We start from the raw sequence: 7,690 nt of genomic DNA, 5'->3' as shown, positions 1-7,690 counted from the left end.
TCTTCGGCGTATCGCAGTATCCGTAATTTACGCCCAATCTCGCGTTGATCCTTGTTCATGAACATCTCCTTCTTCCCAAATCTGGGACGTTAAAAGAAATGTCTCGCGAGTAACGGCATATCTACACAGGCGCACGCAACCTGATCAATGGTATCCAGCTGACCGACAACCTTTCGGCCAAGTCGCAGGTCGGGGAAACCGCGGTTCACCTTGCCCCCGAGACCGTCGCGGTCTCTCTGGCGAACCTGCGCAAACAAAGTCTGGAGGCCCTGCAAAATGATCTGGACGGTATTCAGAGCGATTTCTCGACCCGGCTTGAGCGTGTGCACGAAAGCTTTCTTGCGCGCGCCACCGAGGCGCTGATCCTTCACCTTGAAAAGTTTGGCGAACATTCGATCTGGGAATATGATCCCTCCGGTCTCAGGATCCTTCTAAGCTCATCCTACAAGTCCTATGGCAGGACGTCTCAAGCGGCCTATGAGCGTTACATCGAGCAGGTCATCGCACAGCTTGTTGGCCTTTATCGCGAGGCGCTGAAACTGCCGGAGGAGCTTTTTGACATCAAGGGCCCGCCCGCCCCGCGCGTGCCGCCGCCTGTCTCGCTCGGGCAAACGATCGCCTTGGACCTGAAGGGCAACTGGTGGAAAAGCTGGTGGTTCCGACGGCGCGGATACCAAGCCTATGCCGCAGACTTTCATCGGATGATCAAAGAGGAAACCACGACATTCCTGGCTGATCTCAAGACCACCCAGGCCGATGTTTTTCATGACGCCATCTTTGCCCAGGCCGATGCCTTTTTGACCGACCAGTCCGACGTCCTGTTCAACACGATCACGCCACCGACGCTTGATAAGGTCAAGGTGGACCGGCTGTTTGATCGACAATCTCTGGAAGCGCGCGATGCCGACCTCCGGCAAGCGCATCAACACTTGGATGTATATGCCCCATGACACAGGTCGACAAAGCGTCCCGCAAACCATGTATCGCCCTGATGGGCGAATTCAGCGCAGGCAAGAGCACGCTGGCCAACCTTTTGATCGGCTCCGATCCCCTGCCTGTCCAGGTCATTGCCACGCAACTTCCGCCGGTTTGGATCAGTCACGGCGATGCGCCCGCTTTTCGGGTGGACCTTGATGGCAATCAATTCGCGATCGACCTCGATAATCTTGCCGAGGCACCACTCGACGAGACCGCCTATATCAAGATTTTTTGTGACGAGGAGCTTTTGTTGCAATGTGATCTTTTGGACATGCCGGGAATATCCGATCCCAATATGTCCTCTGAGGTCTGGCAAAGGATGATATCAAAGGCGGACGGCGTGTTATGGTGCAGCCACGCCACCCAGGCCTGGCGCCAGAGCGAGGCCGCCGTGTGGGCAAGCCTGCCGCCGGACCTCTATCAACGCAGCCTGTTGTTGCTCACGCGCATCGACAAGATAACCTCTGAACGCGATCGTCAAAAGCTCATCCGGCGGGTGCGTGCGGAAACCGAAGGGCTGTTTCTGCAATGCCTGCCAATCTCGCTTTTGCAGGCCACGGCAGAGCAGGACGACTATGATGTCTGGCTCAAGAGCGGCGCCGAGGACTTTGCAAAACACCTTGTGGACCTGCTGCACAGCCTTTCAGAGGATGGCGCCGTCGGCCCCGAAGGCCAAAGCCTGCCAGAGGCGGCCAAACCGCTGCGGATTTCGGGGCTGGTGGCGCCGGACTCTGCACCGGCCCCACCGCCCGCGCCCGCTCCGCAAACGGCAGCGCCCCAGATCATGCCGCGCCGGGTGCGCCTTTCGCCGTCACCCCAAGACAGAGCTTGTGCACGGGACGGTGCACCGGGGCGCCCGTCATAGGCCAGCCACATGGTGGCTTGGAAATTTACCCAATAAAAACCTATGGCGACGTAGTATTGGCATGGCCGGATCGGCCCCTTGCTGATGCTTACACAAGTCGAGTGCCCTCATGAATATTGCCGAAAGATTGGAGTCTGTCCGTCAGGAATTTCCGGAATGCAAAACGATTGCCTATGCGGACATTTCCACCAACATGATCCTGTCGACAAGCGCCGAGACCGAATTGCGCCAGGAACACCTGAATTCTCTCTGCAAAACAGCGGTCGAAATGCTTGGCGGGCCTCTCTCCCCGCCCCTGCGCAGCCTTCTTGGATCGGACCACGGTGAAGGCATCTTTAAGGTCATCATCATCGAACCGAGCGAAGTCGGTATTTTTCTGAAATCCATGACCAGCCCGACAGACGCGTTGTGCTGTGTGTGCTCTGCGTCGATAAATCTGGGGCCCTTCATTACCGGTGCGCGCCATCAACTTGATGAGATCGGGCAGGACGAATGATCCTTGAGCAATGTGGCGCCTCGCATGACTGACATCGAAACCCTTCACGACAGGTTGAGTAAACTTGTGCATGGATTAGAGGCAATCTCTGGCAAGAGCCGCGACCTCATGCTTGCCGGGGCCGGTCACCCGTCTGAAGCGATGCGCGCCGAAATTGCCGAAACTCACCTTCTTCGTCGGATGGTGTTCCGAAATGACCGCAACGAGGAGCTAGCGCTAGAGGTGGCTTCTGGCCGTATTTTGAGAGTGTCTCAGCCCACCTCGCACCATTTGCAGGCCAGTCTCCCCGAGATCGCGGCACAGGATCTGTCGAGGTTAAGCGAGAACCAGATTTCACAGCTTGCCGCTGTCCTGAGCAAATTCACCGCTGACCTCAGCAAACTGTCGGTCGAGGTTCAAATCTTGAAAACCGGGGCTTCTTGGCCTGTTTTGGGACTCGCCACAAACGACCTGTTTCAGGGCCACGGCAAGCCGCGCCCGCCTGGGACAACCGCCCGTTCAACGGACTTTATGAGTGACTTTGTGCGAGATTGCGCGCCGATATCGACCGCTGCTTTGCTGATGGTCGGCGATACGATCACGGTCGAGCAAGGCGTGGAGGCGCATTTGGAATCTCTCAAGACATTGGCGCACGCAGAACGTGTCGCCAATGTCGGCGTTTTGCAGGGCGAGGCGGATTCGGAGTCTGCGGGTCAATGCGTAATATTCTCTGGCCACCCCGATGCTGAGCGTTCAATTCTCTGCGCCTCGCAATCCGATAGCCTGGCTATTTTGTTCCTGAACGGCGACGTTCTCGATGAGGTGCTGAATTTGTGGATGTCTCACTCTGGATGACGCAGCCCCACCTGTCAGGCTAAAGCGTGAATGAACCTTTTCACCAAGTCCCTGAAGATCGCGGCTTCACTATTTTTCGGGATAGAGGACGCATGCGTCAAGGGCGCAATTTCAAAGGTTACCCCCAGATAAACAATTGAAAAATTTACTCAATTATGTGGAAAAAATGCCTCATTCATGATAGAATTGAATTTTAAGCAATAGTGGGGCCTTGCTATGAAAAGTAAGATATTCACCACCTTATGTGTTGCCGCCAGCCTCTTTGCGACCGGGCTGGCCGCCAAATCCTTGTCGGGGAAAATCCATAACCTTCAGGCGGGCTGGTTGGAGCAAACCTATCGGGATAAAACCTGGGAATGGGAGGACGGGCACGCCTATTTTGCGCCTGACGGCACTTTTCAGGCCGCCATCGGACGCACGCAAAGCGCAACAGGAACATGGTACGCGGCAAAGGGCGGCAAGATCTGCTTTCAGGCCGAGTGGACGACCGAGGCCGGATCAAAGCCCACGCTAAAATGCTGGCGACACGTCGCGGATCAGGAAAAGCGCCTTTGGCAGGCACCTCTGGACGGTGGTTTCACCCTGAAATGGGCGCCGTTTGACCCGAAAACACAGTTGCTACCGGGCAATGTATTCAAATCCAGGTTCGATTATGCCAGCGCCCCCAAAACGGAAATCCCCGTGAAAGCGATGGATTCGAAGGAATTGGCGCGCCTTTTTGCCGGGAAAACATGGATGTGGGAGGACGGGCACGCCTACTTCGGAAGCGGCGGCGTTCTAACGGCGGTTTCCGGGAAAAATTCGATCGGTGAAGGAAAGTGGTACGCCAAGCCAAAAGGCCATCTTTGCATCAACGCGGTCTGGAAAGGCGCAGGCTTTGGCGACGTTCAAAATGAGCGCTGCTGGCTGCACGCCAAAGATGCAAATGGCAAGATTTGGCAAACACCGGTTGGCGAGAAGCCGGAATGGAGCCAGTTAGATTCAGCGAAAGATCTGGTCAGTGGGAACCCTTACGGCTCTCGCTTTGACCGGCAAAAACGCCGCCTCGCCCGATAAAGGCCGGGCGACGCTACGGCGGCGGTCAAATCACCTTAGTCCGACGAGGCAAGGTTGACGGATGAAATGCGGCTAAGGGTGCGGTCAAAGGCCAACCCAACCGGCGTTGGCGTAAGATCATCGCTGACAAGATTGATCTTCGGCACTTTGCCGCCCCATGGGTAAGGGTTGGCCGCGAACCAGGCATAGCGCTCTACAAAGGGCAATTTCTCCAGCATGATCATAGACTTCTGGATGAACGTGGCATTCTTTTCGTAAGAGGCCGCATGCGGGCGGCGCCAGTCGATATGGGCAAATTCGGTGACCCAGATCGGCCTGCCGTACTCGGCATGGACCGCCTGCAACCACTTGCGAAACTCGCCCACATCTCCGGTGTTTGAATAATAGTGAACCGCCATAAAATCGACGCGCAGCCCCTTTGCCTCGACTTCGTTCATGAATTTTCGTTGCCACGAGTGGCGGCCAAGGGTCTGTCCCTGCGTCGTCGCCGGGCTTCCAAGGCGCAGCCCCCGACGTTCCAGTTTTGGCCAGAGGCGAACCGCCTTCGCGACCGACATATTCGCCTGATGTGATCCCGTGCCTTGATCCGGTTCGTTGAACCCAAGCAAGGCGCGGACCGGAAGATCAGACGCGATGCGCTTGTTAATATCACCCGCACCGTGGATCATCGGCACGAATTCAACATCGCGCCGCGTTTTTGAGCGAGCGTGGATTTGATCCGTGCGCCAGTTGTAATACCACCCGAGAGAGGGCGCGCCCTCGATCCATTGCGCCATGGTCTGGCGCGAATTTTCCCACGCGCCGACACCGGCCTTCTGCGCCATTGCAGGGCCGGTCATTATCAACAGTGACATTACCACGAATAGAATTCTGCCCATTTCCGCCTCTTTTCACCAGTCGGAAAATGGCAGCCAACAATGGCGTGACCATGGCAGTTTCTGGACAATTCCGGGCACCCGAACCTCGCGTGATGACGGACTCTCTCCATCAACGCAAAACCCAAATGATCCCGGAACGATTGCTGCTCGACGACCCGCAATGACCGCTGTTTCTTACCGACCTGCCACGTCGTTTCATGCGCATTTCTTGGCACGAATACGGTGCGTGATACCTGTAACCACCTACTTTACTGCCTGAGGTTGTAGAGAAAGTAATCCCGCAGTCAACTGCGGTGCTTCAGATCAAGAACCGACGGCGGCACACCGCCGATGCCCACACGCCATAGTTGCGGAGCGATTGGGCGCATTTGCCCTGCACAAAGCCAAGCTTGGCCTTGGCTTCAACGTCGATAAGTGCGAGTTTGAAAGGGGCCGACCACATCAAAAGTGGCGGCGCTTTGAAAGAAAATGATGCCAACTGCACCGCAAAAGCCTGCATCTGCCGCCGTGCCTGAGCCGCGCCAAAGCCTTGACCCAAAGGCATATACCAAACCGCTTTTGCGGGGCCGTAAGCGGATCAAGTATCACATCCTTGCCGTGATCTGGGCCATCGCGGCGATTTGGTTCTGGGTTTGGTGGCTGCACCCGGATCATATTCTGCCGGGCCTGCGCTATTGGGTGGTGACCGTCGCGCTCAGCTGGCTTTTCATCCTGCAAATTCTCTTGATCGTCGTGTCGCGCCGTGCGGTTGTACCCTGCTCTGATCCGCCCGCCGATGTTCGGGTTGCGATGATCGTGACCAAAACCCCGTCAGAGCCGTTCTCGATCTTGCGCAAGACGTTAGAGGCCATGCTGGCGCAGACCTATCCGCATGACACCTGGCTGGCCGATGAAGACCCGCAACCCGAAACGATTGCCTGGTGCAAGGCGCATGGCGTCAAGATATCTTCGCGAAAGGATCGGCCCGACTATCACCGCCCGGAATGGCCGCGGCGAACCCGGTGCAAGGAAGGCAACCTTGCCTATTTCTACGATCATTTCGGATATGACGACTATGACTTCGTATCGCAACTTGATGCCGACCATGTGCCGCAACCCACTTACCTGGAAGAGATCATGCGCGGTTTTGCCGATCCAGAGGTCGGATATGTCAGCGCCCCAAGCATCTGTTCCGCCAATGCCGATGAGAGTTGGGCCGCGCGCACCCGCCTGCATACAGAGGCCGGATTTCACGGGATATTTCAGTGCGGATATGCCGGAACCCTGACCCCGATGTGCATCGGCTCGCATTACGCGGTACGCACAAAGGCGCTCAAAGAGGTTGGCGGATTGGGGCCGGAACTGGCCGAAGACCATTCCACGACGATGATCATGAGTGCGGGCGGCTGGAAGGGCGTGCATGCCTTTGACGCCATAGCAGAGGGCGACGGCCCGGCCAGCGTCAGCGATCTGTGCACCCAGGAATTTCAGTGGTCGCGCAGCCTTGTGTCGCTCTTGTTGTTTCACACGCCACGCTATTTTGCGACCTTGCCGGTGCGGCTTCGGTATCAATTCATCCTGTGCCAAATGCTTTACCCGATCATCGCCGGTGTCATGCTTGTGTTTTATGTCGTTCCCATCGCGGCGGTGTTGTTCGACCTTCGCTATGCCAATGTCACCTACCCGGATTTCATCCTGCATTTCACGGCGCCCACGGTCGCGATGATTGCCTTTTCCATCAATCTCAAGCGCGATGGCTTTTACCGGCCCAAGTGGGGGCGGGTATGGTGTTGGGAAAAGGCGGTGTTTCCGGCCCTGCAATGGCCTTGGGTTCTGTGGGGCTGTACGATGGCGGTGCGTGACCGAATATTCGGTGGCTTCGTCGACTTTCGCATCACCCCCAAAGGCGAGGCGGTCGAGGTCAACCTGCCGTTCCGCGTCGTCCTACCCTACGCGATCCTGGCGGCGGGATGCTTTATCCCCGTGATCATGATTGATTACCTGCGCGATGCGGCCGGGTTTTTCCTGCTGACCTTCATCAGCGGGTTCGCCTATCTTGTTGTTCTGGTGGTGATCGTCGTGCTCCACATCCGAGACGCCAAAATCGGCTGGGCGCGTGCGGCCCGCGTTATTCCGCTGCAAATGGCCCTTGTGCCGCTTGTCACAGCTCTTGCAGTGGCCGCGATAAACCTGCGTGGGATGGATGGGCTTTATGCGCTCTCGCTCGGCCTTGGGAAATACGAATTCATTCGCGCCGAATATACCGTGTCAGGTGCAGGGCTTAGCCATAGCCAGTCGCCCGTGCACTACACATTCGTCGCCCCTTGGCGCTCTGACTGAACCACTACCGGCTGGCGCCGGTAGGATCAGCGATGTGCTGTTCCAGGTACTGAAGATGGGGTGGTTGCCGCCCTCCCCTGACGGCATCGCAATGTGCCAAGATGGTGGTCTGTAGACCATCTAACGGAGAGGACGGCAAAATGAAGGATACAATGATTGGTGTAGATCTGGCGAAGAGTATTTTCCAGGTTCACGGGGCATTGCTGTCGGGGAAGGAACAATTCCGCAAAAAACTGACACGGCCCCAGTTCTGGAAATTCATGT

At 56.7% G+C, this 7,690-nt stretch carries 7 protein-coding genes and 1 pseudogene; 7 read left to right on the top strand and 1 reads right to left on the bottom strand.

The features are described from left to right. Positions 1–323 precede the first annotated feature (323 nt). From ROG8370_RS19140 to ROG8370_RS19120, 5 genes are all read left to right on the top strand, one after another. Complete coding sequence (locus ROG8370_RS19140; RefSeq protein WP_085828736.1) at positions 324–950, top strand: hypothetical protein; 627 nt, start codon at positions 324–326, stop codon at positions 948–950. Positions 951–991: 41 nt separating this feature from the next. After that, positions 992–1,843, top strand: a complete 852-nt coding sequence (locus ROG8370_RS19135) for a dynamin family protein (RefSeq protein WP_245827538.1) — start codon at positions 992–994, stop codon at positions 1,841–1,843. A gap of 109 nt (positions 1,844–1,952) precedes the next feature. Continuing rightward, the gene (locus tag ROG8370_RS19130) at positions 1,953–2,339 is read left to right on the top strand and encodes a hypothetical protein (protein ID WP_085828734.1); all 387 of its coding nucleotides are present in this window, start codon (positions 1,953–1,955) and stop codon (positions 2,337–2,339) included. 24 nt (positions 2,340–2,363) lie between these two features. Next, complete coding sequence (locus tag ROG8370_RS19125) at positions 2,364–3,173, top strand: hypothetical protein (RefSeq protein WP_085828733.1); 810 nt, start codon at positions 2,364–2,366, stop codon at positions 3,171–3,173. 216 nt (positions 3,174–3,389) lie between these two features. Then, positions 3,390–4,229, top strand: coding sequence for a DUF995 domain-containing protein (locus ROG8370_RS19120; RefSeq protein WP_085828732.1), 840 nt, complete (start codon positions 3,390–3,392; stop codon positions 4,227–4,229). A 35-nt stretch (positions 4,230–4,264) separates the two neighbouring features. Here ROG8370_RS19120 and ROG8370_RS19115 read toward each other — a convergent pair whose 3' ends face one another. After that, positions 4,265–5,107: a glycosyl hydrolase gene (locus ROG8370_RS19115; protein WP_085828731.1), complete on the bottom strand. Its 843-nt coding sequence runs from the start codon at positions 5,105–5,107 to the stop codon at positions 4,265–4,267. A 471-nt stretch (positions 5,108–5,578) separates the two neighbouring features. On the opposite strand from ROG8370_RS19115, the gene ROG8370_RS19110 reads away from it, so the two are divergent. Together ROG8370_RS19110 and ROG8370_RS21525 are read left to right on the top strand one after the other, a co-directional pair. Then, a complete protein-coding gene (locus ROG8370_RS19110; protein ID WP_085828738.1) occupies positions 5,579–7,426 on the top strand; it encodes a glycosyltransferase family 2 protein in 1,848 nt (615 codons plus the stop codon). Between the two features lie 140 nt (positions 7,427–7,566). Then, a pseudogene (locus ROG8370_RS21525) lies at positions 7,567–7,690 on the top strand (IS110 family RNA-guided transposase); the annotation flags it as partial.

The organism is Roseovarius gaetbuli (genome assembly GCF_900172365.1).
Lineage (GTDB): Bacteria > Pseudomonadota > Alphaproteobacteria > Rhodobacterales > Rhodobacteraceae > Roseovarius > Roseovarius gaetbuli.
Note: the sequence above shows the minus strand (reverse complement) of the source record. Positions and strands in the feature narration are given on the sequence as shown.

Bases quoted from the DNA above. Each gene is read 5' to 3' on its own strand.
- ROG8370_RS19120 (WP_085828732.1), top strand. From the start codon at position 3,390: ATGAAAAGTAAGATATTCACCACCTTATGTGTTGCCGCCAGCCTCTTT.
- ROG8370_RS19130 (WP_085828734.1), top strand. From the start codon at position 1,953: ATGAATATTGCCGAAAGATTGGAGTCTGTCCGTCAGGAATTTCCGGAA.
- ROG8370_RS19125 (WP_085828733.1), top strand. From the start codon at position 2,364: ATGACTGACATCGAAACCCTTCACGACAGGTTGAGTAAACTTGTGCAT.
- ROG8370_RS19110 (WP_085828738.1), top strand. From the start codon at position 5,579: ATGCCAACTGCACCGCAAAAGCCTGCATCTGCCGCCGTGCCTGAGCCG.
- ROG8370_RS19115 (WP_085828731.1), bottom strand. From the start codon at position 5,107: ATGGGCAGAATTCTATTCGTGGTAATGTCACTGTTGATAATGACCGGC.
- ROG8370_RS19135 (WP_245827538.1), top strand. From the start codon at position 992: ATGGGCGAATTCAGCGCAGGCAAGAGCACGCTGGCCAACCTTTTGATC.